Here is an 18,149-nt window from a genome sequence, read left to right on the forward strand (position 1 = left end):
CCTCTGTGTCATCTTATGAGGGCGGTTGCGGATTTGAGGATCATTTTGAAATCTTTTATCTTTGAACCACTTATCTTCACATCGTTTCACTAAGTCATCAACAGACATTTTGTTCCATTTTCCTGTTGCGTCTGCTATCATTTTGGCACGATATACAGAATTTATGCCGTGCATATTATCCGCAGCTTGTGCTAAAATAGAACGATTATCCTCTTTGTCCAAAGCCTTCATGAATTCCTTGTTCTGGTTCTTTTCAATCAGCTTTTTCTCTTGAATAATAGTTGATGCCATGTATCTACTGTAATACTGTCGAATACAATAATCAACCTGTGAGAAACTTTGATAATTATTTCCTTTAGCCATGTTTGTTAACATTTAGAATCCTAAAATCTGTTGGCGAGCTTGCTCGATAGCCTTGTGGTAAGCAGTCATCTGCTTCGGATAAAAACGTGATAGCCAGTCATCCATAGATATTTGATTGTTGATGAATTGTATGGCTTGTTGACGAGTTATCTCTATAGACTTTTCGCCTTTTTCTCTTCCATTGAACCAAGCCTTTGTCCAACAACGCATACCTGGAGTATCGAAATATACAGAGGCTTCTCTCTCCACATCATAACTGCCAACATTGATTGCCAAATCTGCGAGAGGATCTTCTATCAATCCGTCTTCGGCAGCTTGATTAGAAAGTTTTTTTTTTGCTGCTCATCCCAATTGGAAGGGAATATAGAATGCTTGGAAACCATATATCCCAGGAAATCTTCTATCAGAAGATTCTGCATTTTCTCAGCCAAAGGCGCACTTCTACTTGACAATCCAAGAGGGTTGCTTACGTCTGGAATTTTCTCGAAGAAGTAATTCTTGCTCGCTGCTTGCGTGAAGATGTTTCTCAAAATGGTGTTAAACCGAGAGGGTGGGGTATAAGCCTCTATTCTTATATCATTCATGTAGTTGGGAAACCATTGTAACATCATCATAAGAATCTCATCCTTGTTAGCATCGAAATTCGTATTTATATCCTTATTACCTAACTTTTCTGTAGTAGGCATTGCCTTAATACCCATTGCGGCAAGTTGTTGAATATTAGCCCATACCATAGGGAGAAATTCATTAGGGTCTATATCCTTACCATCAAAACGTACTCCCAAATGAAGGAAATCACCGCTCTGAGCAATTTCGTCACCTGCCTTAATTTTCATGCCATAATTTTTGAAGGCTTGCGATACATGCCCATATGTTACTTCATACTTTCCGTATTTTGCAACAATATAATTATCAAGAGTGGCATTCTGCCCCATACCTATTATATAGCCAGAAGCTATAGCATATAGAGTTTTATCTTTTACAAGCAAGTCAATTCCTTGGTGTATGAAATCTTCTCCAGTCTTGGGATTCTTTTGCTTGCCATACCCAAGAGTAATTTGTAATTCTTCGTCTTCTTTAAGAGAAAAAGGCATCATATAGCCACTTTCGGACTCCAGAAGCATATCTTTAAAATTCTTATTCATATTATTAAAAATCTTTTTCTATAATGATGGGAAGGAGTGAGCAGCACTCCATTCCCATACAAATAATAATTGTTTGAAACATATATGTAGCATTAGTGGATATTGAAAGCGTCTCTACACAAACAGAGATAACTCCAATAGTTCCCAATGTAAATATTAATGCGGCGGTCTTTCTCATAATTATATACCACGTGAGCGAACTATCACATTTTCATCATCTTCAACAGGCTGCTCCATTGTCTTTATACGTTGAGCTGGTGTAGTGGATTGAATAGCTCCGAATCCATATTGCTGTTGAGGAGTTGGTTGAATCTGTGACGATTGGTGATTATTGATATTTTTCAATGTCATTCCACCTAACATAAGACTCGCAGCCTTGCCAAGCCAGCCGAAACGACCAAACATCATATAAGCAGATACGAGAAGACCTGCCAAATCAAGTTTGCTGACATTGCCGTTTGTGACAGAGTTCAAGGCATTGTTCATACCGCCCATTAAGCCATTTGCCATCCCATATCCTTGTTGCCCCATCATTTGGTTCATTGTTGGGTATTGCTGGGCTGTTGGGTCTGAATAATAGCCATTTCCATCATTTATCATTCCATTACCATTAAATGTACCTGTAATCATTTCTTTACCGCCTTGATAAAGATTACCAGCTTCGTCTACTACAGCAATGGTACCATCTTTAAGACGGTAATAAACATCGCCAGCTTCATTCATAACACCGCCAACCATACCTGTTAAGTTGTCATGTAACTGTGATGCACCATCACCAGCAATAAGTTGTTCGGCAAGATTTACGGCTCCACCTTGTTTTGCTTCTTTACCACCAACAGCACCCATCAGTGGTTTAACAATACCATTGCCATTATAAACATTATAGGCAACCCATCCTGTGCCAGCCAATATTGCAAGGCCTTTGGCATTTTTTGTGGCTCCTCTTGCTGCTCTAAAACCAAATTCTGCCGTACCTTGAATCCCCCTTCCTGCTTTATTCATGCCTCGTATACCAAGTCGCCCTGCGGTTTTCCAATTTTCGGCATTCTGATACCATCTTTGTTTGGCAACAGATTCCCCAATATCACTTCCAATTTTTTGTGCTTCTTTAGCTGTCACCTTGGTTCCTTGACCTGCAATCTTGGACTCTTGCTTCAAGGTGTTTGGATTTATAGGATTGAAATGTGGCGTAAAACAAGCCTTTGGCAATGATTTTTCCCATGCCTTATATCCACTTGTCCTACCACCTTTGTACAAATTGTTAAAATGTGACTGAAGCTGAGAAAATTCCTTCCTCGTATATTGATTCCCAGTTTTTAAATCACCGAAACGACCTTTAACGTATTCAAAACGAGGCACAAGGTTTCCGTCAACTTTAAACTGAGGATTCCCAATACTTTTAATTGCCGCATTTGCCTTTTTAAAATCTGCAACTTGCTTCAATTCTGCTTTTGATACCTTAGCAACTTGCTCTGCAGCTTTAGCTCCAGAACCACTGAACATTTTGCCAATACTCTTAGCTGACTTCATTCCATATTCAGCTATATATGAATACCATCCACCCATAATTATATTCGATTTTAGTTCTTTACTCAGGATAATGTATTTCCACAACGGCTCTTGCCTTGTGTGACTCGGTCTTAGGTGTTGGCAATATTCCTCCATTTACAGCAGAACAAAGCCATGCCTGTAGGCCGGCGTTCTCTTTAACTTCCGTGGAAGTCCAATACCAACAATCTCCGTTCAAGGCAATCGGTGTGCCTCCGAATCTCTCGATGATGGGATTTATCTGCCTTGCAGCAGCAACAAGTAACCGCTGCTCTGCTACGCTTGGAATGAAGTCGCTTTGTCCATTTTCATGGAAATCCATCATCTTCATAGCCAAAGGTGAACCTTTGCCAGTTTCCTCGACATAACTGTTATACATGGCTATTGTGTTGGAATATCCGTCAAATGTGGAAACATCGCCACTCGTTCCGTTAACCAAGCCAATGGAATCACAAAATATCTCGTTCACTTCCTTGAACATAACAACAAGTGCCGGATGTTCTTCTGTCTGCTCTGCAAACACAACGCCAACGGCTTTTCTTTTTGACTGGTTGAAATATGTTGTAGTGTCCATGCAACTATGGTCATCGCACAGGACGTAGCCTATATGTACGTTAGGGTCTATCGGCTCATGATCATCACATGAACAGAGAGTGTTGGACATGAATAACACCAGTAGAAGCCCCATTAACGGCTTATATATTATTTTCAATCTTGATTTCATATTCTTTTCTTTATAATGGTATTTTTACACCTATGGTTGCTCCAGTTCTGAATTTATTCTTGCCACGAATGACAAAATCCTCTTTCACCTGGAAGAACACACCCCAACCGTTATAAAGGTTGTAAGTATGCTCATATCCTAAGTGACCTGCACTTATCACCTTATCTAAGTCACTTCCAACGCTTACACCGATGCGGAAGTTGCCATGATGGTTCCTTCCTCTGCTTACACATGGCTTGTAGGCTGCACCTACAGTCCATGTATTATAGTTGTGCCAAAAAGACTCATTGGTAATATGACCAGCCTCTGGATCTTCTTCGTATTTGAGGTAGCCTGTGGCAAAATATTCCCAGGCACTATGGTATTCAGTTTCATGCTCATAGGCAATAGTGGCTTCAACACCTCTTGGATAAGAACCTCCAACACCTACCATAATATGATTTCCGTGACTTTGCGCATGGAGTGTGCCTACACAGACGAAGGCAATAACAAGTATTGCCATCATCCGTGTAGGAATATGTTTTATATTATCTGTAATCTTCATTATTCATCTATTTATATGGTTATTACTCTTCTCTCAACAAGAGTGTATCGAAGGCATCTGCCGCCAAGACATCCTCATAATCGAGATTCATTGAGATAGTGCGACCAGAAATTTGCTTCTCTGACAGCTCTATGGTAAGAACCTTGTCATTAGGGAAGGTCATCTTCTTCAATACGATAATGTTTCGATAGCCTTTCTTGAAACGGATGCTTCTGTCAAGCACAAGTGCAGGTTTTAACTCTATAGTCTGAACATTGGTTGACTTCTGTTGTTTCTTGTCTTGAAGTTTCACTCTCAACTCATCAATATCAAACGGAAGATTCGTATTGTTCTCTACAGAAAAGTCGATGAAGAAATACTCTCCTACAACATAGATGTTGTTAAGGCGCATCTTCATCTTATTTTGATAAGTAAAAGTACTTCTATACTTGGCTGGACTCTGCCATACTTTCATGGCATAACTTACCATGTCCACGGTTGACATACTTACCTCTGGGTTATGGAAGGCATTGCGTTCCACAAGTTCCACCTCTTTGTCGCTTACTGCCTCTTGCAACTTACTTGTATAAATCATTGCGTACTGAACACGGTATCTTTCTGTGATGATAGTCACGATACCAAGCACGTCACCATCGTTGTGGTTGCCTGTTTTCGGTTTAAGGCGTATCACATTGTCAAGCGGCTTATCACCAACGACGCTATCCGTGGAAATGTCAACAAGCTTGATTGGTTCGGAAGCTGTGATGATGGTAGATACATTCTCGTTCACTGTAAGCTGCTCCATGTTATAGTATGATTTCTGCGCATTGGCTCCCAATACTACGCAAACGCACATGATAAGAAGTGCGCACATTCTTGATTTTATTGTATTCATATTGACTGTCTTTTTTATTATCTGTTATTTTTTGCACTCTTGCCTTGCTTCTGACTCTCGTCAACAAGATAGACCTTTGTACCATACTTCAAACGTACACGATTCTTCTTGGCGGCGGAACCTAAAGCACTCATTACTCTCTGTGAGGCATTTTGAACGGCTGTATTAGCCCAGTTTTTAATACCTCCTGAGTGAGTTGAAGAGTTGTCTATGATATTACTTCCTTGCATTGCTGAACTTACTACATCTTGCGCAGTTTCTCTGAACTGGCTGATAGGTACATACAATCCTTCAAGTCCGTCCGTGTCAAAGATAGAAAGGCTTACCTTTATGATTTCCTCATTGTAGAAGACACTCTCAACCTTTCCATTCACTCTTTGTTTTCCGAAACCGCTCATTATGGCATATAGGTAAGTTCCCTTTCTCACGGTGACATCGCCTATCTCAACATCATCAAGAAGACGAAGGCGCACACGGCTGCCGTCAACGGCTTTCACATTCTCATCGATGATGGCGGTAATCAACTTAGATTGCTCATTACTGCCGCCGATGGTATTGAAGTAATCAGAAGTCTGCTTTGTCTTCTTGACAACTTTTTCAGGAGATTCTTCTCCTTCTGCCTGGTTGTTGGAAGAACCTCCATTGCCATGTCCTGGCATCCCATTATAAGAACCACTATTAGGATTGTTGTATATAGGATTGCCTTCTTCATCATAACTTATGCTTGAAGACGAACTTCCAGTGCTACTTCCACCGCTTCCTGCCATATAGTTGTTGGAACTATTGCCGGAAAGGTCTCTGTCCATTTCTTCCCAATTGCGCTGTCGGCGCATTCTTTGAACTCTTGCGATCTCTGAGTCGCTGACTGGTGCAACAAAATCATTACTTGATGTAGAACGACTTCTACGCTCCTGGCGAACTCTGTTTTGCATGGCTCGCAGCTTACGCTTCTCTTCTTGCTCGGCTTGCTGCTGTTCTAATTGGTTTGCTTCTCTCTCACTGTAGCGAGAATCATAATCCTGCTTCTTATTGACAGAATCATTGTCATTTTCGACATTCTCCACTCCAGAGAGGTCTGAAATATTGCCGTACATATCTTCCGTATTGTCCATCTTACTACCAAGGACACTATCGGTGTTAGCCTCAGGCAAATCGCTTGACAGATAGTCTGTTGTCTTCAATCGAGGGTCTGTAGTGTCTGCCGTCTCAGTGTGAAATGTCTTAATGAGCATGTAGCCCACGAAGAGAACTGGCAAGTATAAGATAAGCGGAAGCATATACTTCGGTTGCTTGAAATTTATCTTTTTCATATTTATCTGTTATTAAATTGATGTCGATTGTTCTGCATTGCAGAGTCAACTCTTTCTACCGCTGTTCCACCATGTGAACGGCTATTGTGACGGTTGTAGGCTCTTACCATATTAAATATGTTCAAGGCAAAACAGCCGATGACTATACCGAAGACAATTACGAGGAATGCTTTTCGGTTGTCATTCGCCCAAAGCTGAATTTTTCCAAACAGCCAAGGCAACTTGATCTTTTCGGCAAATTTACGTCCTGCCTCTACCTCTCTCTCATAACGCTCCTTATACTTAGGGTCGTTCTTATCTGGCATCGGTTCCCCGATTATGATTTTCTTTAAACTCATATATTATAAAGTTATAAGGGGTTAATAATCTGATTTCTTCTGCTCTTCAAGGTCTTTATTTACCAACGTTCTCCAGTTGGTTATCAAAATTCCATGAGGATTGTTCTCTGTTCTCGGCACATGCCTAAGATTACCTGCTGTTATGATTTGACGCATCAAGATACTCGTTCTACGCTCAATGCGCTGTCTGCCATAATAGGTGAATGAAAGCGAATCGGTGTTAAGCTTTATACTGTCACAGAATATACTGCAGATAGTGCTCGTACCGATTACGTTGTTATAGAATCCCTTTTCCTTTAAGGCATTGTACTGAGCCAAGCCAGTTTCATCAATGAGATACATAGCCTTCTGCATGGTATATTGAATATACTTATCATCAGGTGCAAGGGTGAAGAAAAGATGATGGAACATTTCAATGTCACTCTTTGCTTCCACTTCAAACGTCTCAGACATATCTGTCTGTTTAACCAAAATAGGCACGTTCCCGTCCAATACATAGATTTTCTTATGCGCATCGTCCACCATAGTCTTTGCTATAATAACGCTGCCAAGACTGATGACAACACAGCCTACAAGAAACAGACAGCTCACAATCATTACGAGCTTTATCTTGTTTTCTACATTCTTTAATACTGCCATTGTTTTTGTTTTTACAGTTCATTATTATCGCATGAGACCCATTGCGCTTTGCTTTACAGTAGAGGCAACACCTTCACCAAAGTTTCGAGTAGAGAATGCTGTATCGCCTTCTGGAATCATCCATGCCGCCAAGTCTGGTACAAGATTCAAGCATCTTAAAGAAACTACAGATGCTACCAGGAGGTAACCGCATGTCATAAAGGCATTCTGTACGTATGCCGTTATCGTACTATCTGTTGTAGTTATCGCCGTGAGGTTTTCTACTTGCACACTTAAAACTATATCAAAGAGAAGAAGAATATAAAATCCTACGAAGTATAACATCGCTCCATAGAAATGTACCGTCAGATATCTCGTCAGCCATTTCGCCCAACTGCTTTCCCATTTCGGTAATACTGAGAACGCCCATTGAATCGGACCAAATATCGTTAGCATACCTAATAATATCTGTTGGCAGAATATCGTGCTCCACCATCCGATTTTGTAAATTACAAGCGACAGAAACATGACAATCTTATCCAATCCGATAATGATTCCTGAAAAAGTTGCTTTGTCGGCAAGTCTTTGTGCGGAAGCAGATGCCTTAACTATACCCTCAGCATCTTGTACTTGATTGGTAACGTCCTGCGCCTGTGCGGATTTGATGATTTCTGCCGTAATCTTTCCTTCTGGTGCAATCTTGTCAACCTTTTCGTCTCGTTTCTTTAACAAAGGTGCCAAATCATTGTACTTTGAACTAACCTGTTCGGCTTCTGCCTCATACAGGTCATGTGTATAGCTGCCAATACAGTTTGGTATGTAAGCCAACGCATCAAGGATGCTTGCGTTGCTGTTTCCCCCAATTCCTGACATACTTGGTGGGTACCAAAAACACATGACAAGTGCAATACCAAGCACCTTCATAATCTTGAACACATCGATAGGCTCATTCTTAACCATCATCTTGTAGGCTAATCCACCTGCCACAATGATGGAGAACAACGCTCCCAATGCCATACTCATTTGTAGAATCCACCAAAATGGTCCTTGGGAACCAATGAAGTCGGAATTGCAAAGAAACTCGTTGGTTTGGAAAACCACATTGTCAATATCCTCATCAAACAGGTCTATACCTATCGTATTAGAGAGGTCTGTGACAAAATCTGCCATTCCACCAGTCGCACTTCCAGTAGCTCCACTGGCTTGCAATAATAGTGATGTAAACATAGTCTTTAAACTTTTTATATATTAAACTTTATAGTTGCTTGTTGTTTATCTGCCTGTTGCTATTCCATCAGTACCAAAAGCAGTTTGCCATCTTCGAAGGGCATTTTGTGCAATAACCTTTGTGGATGAAATACGCTGAATCTTGGTTCTGTTGGCAAGCAGTTCTTGTGCTCTTTTGCCGCCTCTCCATACTTGAAGTTGCTGTACCAAAAGATTGTTGCGCTTGATAATATCCCTATAGATGGCAAGAAACTCCTTCTTCCGCTGACCCATATCAAGATATGAATCCTGGATGTACTTTATAGCCGTCTCTATGCAGTTGTAGATGTTTCTCCAAGTTCTATAATCCTCGGAGGTTCCGCCACTTGAAACGATACGGCTGATATTCCTATTGAAGATTTCGAGTTTACCGTTGATTTTGGCTTTTTCTGAGAACCAGGTTACATCTGTAGCCTTGGAACGGCTTTCAATATTCAAAGCCTCTATCTTTGCTCTTGCCACATAGTCGGAATCTATCTTTTCTGCAGGAGCTTTCTCCTCATTGACGGCTGCCATAACAGAAGTTCGGTATATGAGCTTGTTTCTTTCGTTGGCATCCCTCTGATACGATTTATGAAACGTATTGTAATATGCAGCAGGAGTCAATGCTCCTGCTCCAGTTTCCATTGTAAGGAACTGGTTCATAATGTCATTCTCATGGATTTTCGTTACACTTTGTGCGTTTACAGTGGTAACAGCTACGAACAACATTATTACATAAATTATAGTTCTTCTTTTCATAACTTCACATTATTTATATTGATTGATCTTTTCTTCGTCGTTCTCCAAGAAGTCCGCCACCGCCAAGTGTCTGTTTCGGCTGGTAACTTTTCTTCTCTTGCAAACAGGTGTATGCCTTTGCTTGGGCTTTAACCCAATCGCCATAGGCTCCATTAAGGATTTCCTTCATGCTTCTCGCTCGATAAATCTCTTTTTTCCAAAATCCCATACGGACATTCATGTAGCCCCACAACTCTAAATAGGCTGCTGCTATATAATTATCTATATTGTCAATGGAAGTGTTTATATTATCCAGGCATTCCATCATATCTAACACCTTAGTTTCCTTGGGTGAGTTTTTCCCTCCGACAAGAAGCACAAAATCATTGTATGATGACTTTAGCTCTTTAGCCTCCTTCTCAATTGCCTTAACAGTCTTCTTACTTGTAGTAAGTATTATTGTGTCGGATGGCCAAATAGCACCATGCAAAAGTATCTTGTTGGTATAGGTATCTACAAGATTCCAGTAACCCTTAATATTTGCGTGCACTCTTTGGGAGGCGTTCACGGCATGAAATGCTGTTGCACCAGTCTTCAATATGAGGTCAACGACATCAAAACACCTTCGGTATCTGTCCAAGGTATCGCTAACAGTTCTGTATTCATTCACCTTCTTGGCATTTATCTTATGGTATTCCAAAACGCCAAGCTCGGCTGCAACTCTCACTTCCAACAGTCCTCTTACCTTCTTATGGTGCTTTATCATCGCCTCCAGTGAAGTAACATCACCTTGGGCTTGAACTCCAAGAACAGAAAAAAAGGAAATTACAACCAATATGTATCTGATAATATTGCGTCTCATAACTTTATTATTTATTTCCTGTATTATTATTAACTGCCGTACTGTCTTTCTTCACGTTATTCGTCTTACTCATTGCCGCAATACTTGCGTCTTCCCATCGTTGTAAACAATACTCTGCTATGGTTCCACGCCCGCTTCTGGTTACAACATCAAGTATCTGATGTTTGAGAAAGTCAAGAAGGCTCTGCCTTGCTTGCATAACATGTTCCAGGAACACAAGCTGTGCATAAATCTCCGTCAACTGATATTCCACATCCCTCGCAATATCAAGTCTGTCGCTTGCCCATAACAGATGTATGGAGTTATCTGACTCATCATCAGAAGTGTCAACCTTGTTGGAATATTCATATCTGATGCTTATACTGCAATCCGGCATGTCTTTCATCAATTCCTTCAGTCGTTTATTAACTTCTTCAGTACGCTCTTTCTCTGTCTTTTTCATGTCGAGTTTCATAACTTCCACAACATTCTCGGCACTTGAATTGCCTGACAGGGTGAAATCAACCGACAATATTGGACGGTGGATTCTTATGCCAAGGAAATACTTTGGCTTTCGAGCCAGTTTCAGAACTGCGGTATATGTGACATTCGCTTTCGCAGAAGGACAATAGGCATGTCTGACAAATGTGTATTCGCCACTGCCGTTAACCCATTCTCCCTCATCCTGCCACTGCAACTTATACATGGCTTGCAACTCTCGCATATTGGATGGTATGCGATAGGCTCCATCCAAATTGTCCGACATATCATTATAATATTCAGTCAATGCTTGGTTGGTCTGGTTGAGATTATTCTGAGCCACAGATAACTGATTTTGCAATTGTGCGTTTGTTGCATCAAGAGAATCGTACTCCTTCTGTAGTCGGTTTGCCAATGGATAATTGTTGGCTTGCTTTGCTGCTCGAATCCTGTCAATCAAGTCCTGTTGTTTCTTGTCGTTGGCAGAAATTTGTTTCTTCAAAGAATTTACTTCGTTTGTATATTGCTGCTTCTGCTGCAACAGTTCCTTGTCACCGCCATCAGAAGATTGGTCAGGATTGTTTGCCATCGCAAACTGTTTTGACTGTTCTGTCAGACTTCCTTTTTGCGATTTGCTGTTCTCTTTCCAGTTGAAAGAACCTTCGCCAAGATTGGCTCCTCCACTACAGTTGGCAACGAAAGACACGGTATTGCAACCTTCCAATTTCTTTTCATCTGCCATCGTGTAAAAACGAGGGGCATCACTGCCAAGCTTATAGACCTTTCCATAATTTTCATCATTCGGATCTAAGTTGTCATTATAACTTTTCAAACGAGCTTTCAGCTTCGCCTCAAAAGTTTCCTTATCCATACTCTGAGAGTCGAAAGTTTCCTCATAGATTTCTTGCTTGATGTACCATGAATCTACAACTTTAACAGAATAGCTATAGAAACAATGTCGTTTATGGTGGGTTGATCCCCATCCATGTTTATAACTTTCCCGGCGGTCTTCATGATTTAATGTATAAGTTATACTACAAGTATGCCCTGGGTTATTTTGATTATATACATTTACCTTTTCTTGATTCCATCCCGACAAAGAATTTGCCTTGTTTTTAATCTCATTTTTCTCTGCTGTAGTTAAAGAGTGACAATATTCATTATCTTTTGGACTTATATAATGATTCCATGCTGTATTCCATCGAGAATCATTACGGTCTTCATAAGAGTCTGGTTTATATGTGCAAATAACCTTAGTGCCACTGTCTTCTGTATAGATATACCATCTTTGTGTATAATACTGACCTTTCAGCTCCTTTAGATAATTTGTAATATATCCAGTGAGATTGTAGTCATCTATCTTAAAAAGTCTGGCTACTCCTGCTGCATCAGGAGTAACTATAACCTGCATAAGAAGGTCTTTGACTTTTGCACCATTCTTCACTTGCTCATAGGTTTCTCTGAACTTATCGTACATCATCCAAATGGAATCCGTTGATGAATGGAATATGTTACCAATCTTGCTTGCCTTCTCCAAGTTGGCATCTACAGTCTGTTGTCCAGCGGATGCAATGACATCGCCGAAGTGCTTCATGTCTTTCTTCAAATCCTCCTTTGACAAGCCCTTACCAAAATCACCAAGTTTGTCAAGCAAAGCTTTCCAATTCACATTTCCAAGCTTGGCAAGATCAAATAACTTTTTCAGGTCATCGCTTACAACAAGAAACTTAATGTCCTTGAATGACCGTTTGCCATTTGTGGCAACCAGCTCAAACTCTTTACACAGGTTTTCAACATTTGAAGTCGTTTTGAGCAGGTAAGGCCCCCAATAGAGAGCATTCTCTGGATATTTTAAAAACTGTGCTGCAACGGTAATGAACTTTGGCATTATGCCGTCTTTCACCAGGCTGTATATGCGCTTATAATAATAGTTCTCCTCTGAGGCGAACAATCCCGGATTACGCATTGCATCCCTGTCATTCTTCTTTGATACAAAGATTCCAGCCATCGCTATGCTACCGCTTTTATAATGTTGAAATATGGAGTCAAGAGCTGTTGCAGTATTACCTTCCTCGGCTCCTTCCACACCATAAGCAGTACCCATTGCTGTAATGGTTGTAAAATCAACGTTTATATTGTGCCAGCCTAACGCTGACACAGTTTGTATAACCGCTGACATCAATATGAGAACTATTATTCTACGCATAAACATATTATTTTTTATTCATTTGGTTGTACATTTTACCTTCCTTCATAACGAGCTTGGCAAATGATGTGCAATCAAGTCCACTGTCCTTCCAGTCTTTTACAAACACCTCAATGCCATGTTGATAGCTACCTTTGAGCTGTTTTCTGTAGAACTTGAATGCTTCCTTCTCTACCTTCTCTGTAGTGTAGTTGATGTAACACTCTGGCGGTTCCTCAACTCCATACACCTCACCGTCCTGTCCTCGCTTGATGAAAACTTCCTGAAATCGTGAACGACCTTCATGGTTGTCAAGACGGTTGATAGTGAATATTTTCTTGCAATCTATATCTGTAAGAGAAAGAGTTGCCTTGATATCATCAAACTTATCCTTGAATTTGCTCTGGTCAAGAAGCATGAACACATCTGAGTTATTGATGATGGCTTCCTTAACGATAGGTGAAGAGGTAATATCCTGGATTTCCTGTGTTACCACACCCACCATAGCCCAATGCTTACGAGCTGTCTTATACAGATATTTAATATAGTCTGCCATCACTGGTGTAGCAATGGCTTTCCATGCTTCTTCAATTACAAGGCATTTTCTACCTTTCTTGATACGCATCTTCTGTGTGAACACGTCCATGATGATAAGGGTTAGGATAGGGAAGAGGACAGGATCATCCTTCACCTTGTCTATCTCAAAGACAATGAACTTTTCATCGAACAGAGAACCATCAATATCATTATTCAAGATGCTTTCATTCTCACCACCCTTGTAGAAGGCTTGGAGAATTGTTGCAAAGTCATGGATGTTGAACTGAATATTCTGCAGTTTCATTATCTGAGGAATACGCTCTACTGCAAACTCATAGTAAGAATTGAAACTGAGTTCTGTAACTTTCAACTTCTTTTTCTGACGCTCTATCTTATCTATCTGATGCTCTATACGCATGAGATATTTGTTCTCGATAACTTCTGGAGTAAGGCGTTGTAAAGCTCGTTGAGCAACTTCCTTCTCGCCGTCTGTGGCTGCTTTGTCTTCGATTACGGCTTTCAACTTTTCTGAAACACGTTTGTCTCGATCTGATTGTTTCTTGTATTCAAGTTCCTCTATCTCGTATTCATCGCCATAACGCTCTTCAAGTTCGTCTTCAAACTTATCGTACTCACCATTTTTCTTGTCTTCAAGTAAAAGCTTGTTTTTCATCTCTTTTCTCTCTTCCTCATTGAAACCTTCGAAAGGATGAAAATACTCCTCGTAATATTCTACGATTGTCTGGTTGATGACTGCATCTTCAAGCTTGGTTGGGAACTCTGCTCCCTTGAACAATTGGAATATGAGACTCTTCAAGAAATTTTTCTTTTCTCCGAAGTTTTCATTATACTCTGCATCCGTAACCTTGAACGGATTCATAGAGATTGGCTTTTCCTTGGAGTAGCTGATGTACGTTCCATCAAAATAGCTGCAAAGTCCTTCGTAACTGTCACCAGTATCAATAATGACTATATCGGTGTCCTGCTCACGATACTGACGCATAACAGTATTCATAAAACATGCATGTGGAAGCCTTTATATATAGCCTAACATATTGAGCCACAATACTTTCATAAAAACAATAAAATCTAAACGGTACAAATTTGAACAAGGGGAAATTAGTCATTCAAAGCACTCGGCAAAGAGAAAAAACTATGACAGGGGCAAAAAGCAGATTTAAGATTATTTATGAAAATATTTTGGACGATTTTGACTGATTGCTATCCAAAGAGCGCATTTTTGATAAAAAGTACCACTCTCATCAGCCATTAAGAGTGAGACGGTCGAAAAAGGAAAAGAGGGGTATGAGTGCTTTGCAGGAGGACTGCAAAAAAGGTCAAAAATGGGTGTCTTGTACCTTGGTTGTATCTCAGTCTGTATATATGGCTGATATACAACGTAGGTTAATAATTCGGCGGCAATAGAATAGCGTTTGAAAGACGTATTCATTGTTTAGTAGTTTTCCTGATAAAATGTTAAATTTAGGGTAGTTAGATTAGTTTTTCTTCCAATTGTTTGGTTTTTTGGAATTGAATGCCTACCTTTGCATTGACAAATCCCGCTCGCTTCCCATAAGAACAGCGTACCCAGCGGGACATTTTTTAAATTGTAGGTATATGAAAGTTATAAAGAACAAGACAATAGATTTTGCAACCGCAGTTCAGGCTCCCGTCATTAACGGAAATAGAGCTGCACGGACAGGTTATGTCCGTTTGGTTCGCCTTATCACTGACGAGCCTGTTCCTCAACAAACTTCATATACGGGAAAAATTGAGTTGAGGTAGGAATGGCTGTATATACAAAAGAATACGAATCCCAGCCAGAGGCTATTCTTACAAACGTCATTATCTGTCCAGCCGTAGATTTGTCGGCAAACGTGGCTGTTCCTGTTCATTGCCAAGTTGAAAATGTATTGTGGGACACAGGAGCGACCAATACATTGATTTCACAGGAAGTTGTAAATGCTTTAGGGTTACAACCGAAGAACAAGGCTCTTATTTCGAGTGCAGGAGGTGATGTCGAATCCTGGACTTACCTTGTTCATGTTATCCTTCCAACAGGAACAGCAGAGTTGAATGTTCAGGCTCTGCTTAACGACAATTCAGACTATGATGTGGTGATTGGCATGGATATTATAAATTCATGCGACTTCTGCTATACAAACAAAGACGGCAAAAGTACATTCTCCTTATGTCATCCAGCAAAGGAGAAAATCATTCTGAAATAAACCAGCCATAGGCTTTCTTTCAAGAAAGACATGTGCGACAACAATAATGACAGATGTGACATTCGCATCTGTCTTTTGCTTTTTACGCCAATAAGAGGCCATTTCCTTACACAAAATATACGAGATTTGAGCAAGAATTAGTTAATTATGGTTAAATTTAAGGTTTATACATACTTTTCCATAACAAAATGAGGTTGTATTGAGATTTTCTTTGTACTTTTGCAGCGGACTATTATCGCCATGTTTATAGCCATTGAGGTTAGACGTGTTCTTTCGTGATGGCATACAAGGCAGCCTACGCCGTGCTGAGTATGGCGGAGTCATAATGACAAAGCGGTACAAAGCGGGCATTGGGTGGGAAAGATAGTCCAGACATAATGAAGGCGTTTACTAACGCTCTGTTTAAGACAGTCTGTAATCTAGCAAATTAACAGTTATCATAGTCTTGAGCAAAGCCAACGGTAGATGTCCCGGGTGTGATAATATCGCTCCTGCGGAGACCTGTAAGCACGGATTGTACCTTTTCGGGCACAACAATTGTTTATTATGGTCTCCTAATGGAAATGATTATTCATATCGGCGTGGGCTCTGACGTTGTCTGTTCAACTATGATAGGCAATTGCTAGAGCCTCAGACTGTGGAATAGACAACAGACGTTTCCACGCTCTTTTTATGTCTATATTGCTATTAACGAGCAACGACATATAAGCCGATATGAACGCATTGCTTAATGCGCATACCAAACGAGGTTGCGATTCACCTCCTCACATTGGATTTGCCTCCAATGTCTCCCCCGAAGCCCAAAGCTCACAAACAGGGGTGTCCTCGGAATATGTCCAGCAGGAAGGTTACAACTGGTTTGTTCTTCGTGCTACTTATAACAGGGTAAATGCAGCCGTAGAGAAAGCAAAGAAGAATGATATTAAGACATACGTGCCGATGCACTATGTACTAAAAGTGATTGCTGGGAAGAAGAAGCGAATACAACAGCCTCTTCTTCCCAACTTTCTTTTTATATACGCCACAAGGGAACAATCAGACAGTTTTGTGAAAAAGACAGTTGATGCCCCAATCTCTTTTATAAAATATTATTTGGATAAGACGCTTCCTCCAGAGGCAAACGGTAAAAATCCTCCGCTTATTATACCATACAATGCAATGATAAATTTTATCAAAGCAACAAGTACTGATAGTGAGCATGTACGCATTGTTACAGCGGAACAGTGTCACTATAAAAGTGGAGATAAAGTACGAGTAATAGCTGGTGACTTCAAGGGAGTGGTTGGAAAAGTTGCCAGAATAGCAGGACAACAAAGAATTGTTGTTGAGATCTCGGGATTGTGCCTTGTCGCTACTGCGTATATTCCTACTGATTTTATTGAGATTGTCAAATAATGCCGAAAGGCATATTGTTTAATTTAAATTTTTTATTTTATGAAGACAAAAAAGAAATTGCCCGTTCGTTTTACGGGTCAGCACTTTACTATTGATAAAGTGCTAATAAAAGATGCAATAAGACAAGCAAATATAAGTAATCAGGATACGGTTTTAGATATTGGGGCAGGCAAGGGGTTTCTTACTGTTCATTTATTAAAAATCGCCAACAATGTTGTTGCTATTGAAAACGACACAGCTTTGGTTGAACATTTACGAAAATTATTTTCTGATGCCCGAAATGTTCAAGTTGTCGGTTGTGATTTTAGGAATTTTGCAGTTCCGAAATTTCCTTTCAAAGTGGTGTCAAATATTCCTTATGGCATTACTTCCGATATTTTCAAAATCCTGATGTTTGAGAGTCTTGGAAATTTTCTGGGAGGTTCCATTGTCCTTCAATTAGAACCTACACAAAAGTTATTTTCGAGGAAGCTTTACAATCCATATACCGTTTTCTATCATACTTTTTTTGATTTGAAACTTGTCTATGAGGTAGGTCCTGAAAGTTTCTTGCCACCGCCAACTGTCAAATCAGCCCTGTTAAACATTAAAAGAAAACACTTATTTTTTGATTTTAAGTTTAAAGCCAAATACTTAGCATTTATTTCCTGTCTGTTAGAGAAACCTGATTTATCTGTAAAAACAGCTTTAAAGTCGATTTTCAGGAAAAGTCAGGTCAGGTCAATTTCGGAAAAATTCGGTTTAAACCTTAATGCTCAAATTGTTTGTTTGTCTCCAAGTCAATGGTTAAACTGTTTTTTGGAAATGCTGGAAGTTGTCCCTGAAAAATTTCATCCTTCGTAGTTCAAAGTCGGGTGGTTGTCAAGATGATTTTTTTGGTTTGGTGTCGTCTTTTTTTAAGCTGCCGCATAACGGCTGGCAAATTGGCGATGGAGCCGACTTTTAGCACAAATGTTGAATAGAATTACTAATCTTCAACATTGCACAAAAGTTCAACCTCAAATCCGCAACCGCCCTCATAAGATGACACAGA

Annotated in this window: 17 protein-coding genes and 1 pseudogene; 3 read left to right on the forward strand and 15 right to left on the reverse strand. The window is 40.1% G+C overall.

The window, feature by feature from the left end; genetic code table 11:
* From DW917_RS13435 to DW917_RS13505, 15 genes and pseudogenes are all read right to left on the reverse strand, one after another.
* Window positions 1-363, reverse strand: a 363-nt coding sequence (locus DW917_RS13435) for a hypothetical protein (RefSeq protein ID WP_147344196.1), incomplete at its 3' end; no start/stop codon positions are given.
* Between the two features lie 12 nt (window positions 364-375).
* Window positions 376-660, reverse strand: coding sequence for a hypothetical protein (locus DW917_RS13440; RefSeq protein WP_118119551.1), 285 nt, complete (start codon window positions 658-660; stop codon window positions 376-378).
* Complete coding sequence (locus tag DW917_RS13445) at window positions 660-1,508, reverse strand: M23 family metallopeptidase (protein ID WP_118119531.1); 849 nt, start codon at window positions 1,506-1,508, stop codon at window positions 660-662. Before DW917_RS13445 ends, DW917_RS13440 begins: the two co-directional genes overlap by 1 nt.
* A 180-nt stretch (window positions 1,509-1,688) precedes the next feature.
* The gene (locus DW917_RS13450) at window positions 1,689-3,038 is read right to left on the reverse strand and encodes a hypothetical protein (protein WP_118119532.1); all 1,350 of its coding nucleotides are present in this window, start codon (window positions 3,036-3,038) and stop codon (window positions 1,689-1,691) included.
* Between the two features lie 58 nt (window positions 3,039-3,096).
* Window positions 3,097-3,780, reverse strand: coding sequence for a hypothetical protein (locus tag DW917_RS13455; RefSeq protein WP_118119534.1), 684 nt, complete (start codon window positions 3,778-3,780; stop codon window positions 3,097-3,099).
* Between the two features lie 10 nt (window positions 3,781-3,790).
* A complete protein-coding gene (locus DW917_RS13460; RefSeq protein ID WP_370453538.1) occupies window positions 3,791-4,324 on the reverse strand; it encodes a hypothetical protein in 534 nt (177 codons plus the stop codon).
* Window positions 4,325-4,346: 22 nt separating this feature from the next.
* Window positions 4,347-5,177 (reverse strand): conjugative transposon protein TraN, encoded by an 831-nt coding sequence (traN, locus tag DW917_RS13465; protein WP_233524744.1) that lies wholly within the window; start codon window positions 5,175-5,177, stop codon window positions 4,347-4,349.
* A 38-nt stretch (window positions 5,178-5,215) separates the two neighbouring features.
* Complete coding sequence (locus DW917_RS13470; protein WP_233524743.1) at window positions 5,216-6,508, reverse strand: conjugative transposon protein TraM; 1,293 nt, start codon at window positions 6,506-6,508, stop codon at window positions 5,216-5,218.
* 2 nt (window positions 6,509-6,510) lie between these two features.
* Window positions 6,511-6,846, reverse strand: coding sequence for a hypothetical protein (locus tag DW917_RS13475; protein WP_118119542.1), 336 nt, complete (start codon window positions 6,844-6,846; stop codon window positions 6,511-6,513).
* Window positions 6,847-6,867: 21 nt separating this feature from the next.
* A complete protein-coding gene (traK, locus tag DW917_RS13480) occupies window positions 6,868-7,485 on the reverse strand; it encodes a conjugative transposon protein TraK (RefSeq protein WP_118119544.1) in 618 nt (205 codons plus the stop codon).
* Between the two features lie 24 nt (window positions 7,486-7,509).
* Complete coding sequence (locus tag DW917_RS13485) at window positions 7,510-8,634, reverse strand: hypothetical protein (RefSeq protein ID WP_118119553.1); 1,125 nt, start codon at window positions 8,632-8,634, stop codon at window positions 7,510-7,512.
* A 102-nt stretch (window positions 8,635-8,736) separates the two neighbouring features.
* Window positions 8,737-9,471: a DUF5045 domain-containing protein gene (locus DW917_RS13490; protein WP_118119546.1), complete on the reverse strand. Its 735-nt coding sequence runs from the start codon at window positions 9,469-9,471 to the stop codon at window positions 8,737-8,739.
* A gap of 13 nt (window positions 9,472-9,484) precedes the next feature.
* Entirely contained in the window at window positions 9,485-10,312 is an 828-nt protein-coding gene (locus DW917_RS13495; protein ID WP_118119547.1) for a hypothetical protein, read from the reverse strand.
* 7 nt (window positions 10,313-10,319) lie between these two features.
* Window positions 10,320-12,977: a hypothetical protein gene (locus tag DW917_RS13500; RefSeq protein ID WP_199545564.1), complete on the reverse strand. Its 2,658-nt coding sequence runs from the start codon at window positions 12,975-12,977 to the stop codon at window positions 10,320-10,322.
* 7 nt (window positions 12,978-12,984) lie between these two features.
* Window positions 12,985-14,508: pseudogene (locus DW917_RS13505) on the reverse strand (TraG family conjugative transposon ATPase); the annotation flags it as partial.
* A 772-nt stretch (window positions 14,509-15,280) separates the two neighbouring features.
* Between DW917_RS13505 and DW917_RS13510 the strand changes: the two are divergent.
* The 3 genes from DW917_RS13510 (at window position 15,281) to erm(F) (ending at window position 17,959) form a co-directional block, all read left to right on the forward strand.
* On the forward strand, window positions 15,281-15,721 hold the full coding sequence (locus DW917_RS13510) for a retropepsin-like aspartic protease (RefSeq protein WP_048316574.1): 441 nt from the start codon (window positions 15,281-15,283) through the stop codon (window positions 15,719-15,721).
* A 714-nt stretch (window positions 15,722-16,435) separates the two neighbouring features.
* On the forward strand, window positions 16,436-17,116 hold the full coding sequence (locus tag DW917_RS13515) for a UpxY family transcription antiterminator (protein WP_049129570.1): 681 nt from the start codon (window positions 16,436-16,438) through the stop codon (window positions 17,114-17,116).
* 39 nt (window positions 17,117-17,155) lie between these two features.
* Complete coding sequence (erm(F), locus tag DW917_RS13520; RefSeq protein ID WP_118119549.1) at window positions 17,156-17,959, forward strand: 23S rRNA (adenine(2058)-N(6))-methyltransferase Erm(F); 804 nt, start codon at window positions 17,156-17,158, stop codon at window positions 17,957-17,959.
* Window positions 17,960-18,149: the final 190 nt, after the last annotated feature.

Origin of the sequence: Prevotella sp. AM42-24 (assembly GCF_003461825.1) — a bacterium.
GTDB classification, from domain to species: Bacteria; Bacteroidota; Bacteroidia; order Bacteroidales; family Bacteroidaceae; genus Prevotella; species Prevotella hominis.